Consider the following 876-nt stretch of genomic DNA (forward strand, 5'->3'; position numbering starts at 1 on the left):
CGGCCACACTGTCGGGAAGGAGCTCAGGGCCGGCCGCCGCAGGGAGCCCTACCGGGTCGCGACCGGCGACCTGGATTCATGAGCTCGCATGAGCCCTGAACCGCTCGTGGGCGCTCTGCTTGGAGATCCCCATCGCTTCCCCTATCTGCGCCCAGGAGGAACCGGTCTCCCGCGCTTTGGCGACGGCCTGCTCGAGCAGAGTGCGCTGCCAGCTCTCCACCTGAGACAGCAGGGTGAGGGCGGCGAGAGGACGTTCAGCGGCGAGCTTGACGATCCGCTCACACAGGAGATTCGACTTGACCACCAGCTCGCTGGGCGGTGCGGCGGCGATCAGCGGGGCGGCGTGCCGGCTCCACCACTGGTGCTCCGCCTCTTCGGCTCCTTCCGGTGTGGCCGGGAATCGGCGCCGATCGGTCCACTGACAGGAGCATGCGGCCTGGTAGCCGATGAAGGTCTCGGCGGATGGAGCCGGCTCTCCGGTGGGGCGAACCGGAGCCGCGAAGCCTTCGTGACCGGGAATGTCAGCGGATCTGAATGTCATGCCCGTCAGGATATCCTGACGATCTGCCGTAAGTGTAGGAACGCTGCCGCAGCTGGCCGGAGTACCGGCCCGGGTAGCAGGCCAAGCACCAGCCTCGGCCATGTGGCCGTCCATTACGAGCCCCAGCAGACCGCTTGCCGGAAGTTCCGATGGCGTGAGCCGGACCGAACAGGCCTCCTACGCGAAGGGCCACCTTCCCGATCACAACTCCTACCGCCACATAGGTTCCGGGTCCGAGAGCAGCTTTCAGCAGTGACAAGCCGCACTGCCCTCCCAGTTCCCGGTAGGGCTCCCTGCGGCGGCCGGCCCTGAGCTCCTTCCCGACAGTGTGGCCG

Annotated in this window: 1 protein-coding gene; it reads right to left on the reverse strand. The window is 67.4% G+C overall.

Annotation, left to right across the window (positions count from 1 at the left end; genetic code table 11):
• Positions 1-76: 76 nt before the first annotated feature.
• Positions 77-541 (reverse strand): hypothetical protein, encoded by a 465-nt coding sequence (locus ACFOWE_RS31670; RefSeq protein ID WP_377294380.1) that lies wholly within the window; start codon positions 539-541, stop codon positions 77-79.
• Positions 542-876: the final 335 nt, after the last annotated feature.

The organism is Planomonospora corallina (genome assembly GCF_042650625.1).
Lineage (GTDB): Bacteria > Actinomycetota > Actinomycetes > Streptosporangiales > Streptosporangiaceae > Planomonospora_B > Planomonospora_B corallina.

Excerpts from the sequence above, each read along its gene's own strand:
- ACFOWE_RS31670 (WP_377294380.1), bottom strand. The coding sequence starts at position 541 with ATGACATTCAGATCCGCTGACATTCCCGGTCACGAAGGCTTCGCGGCT.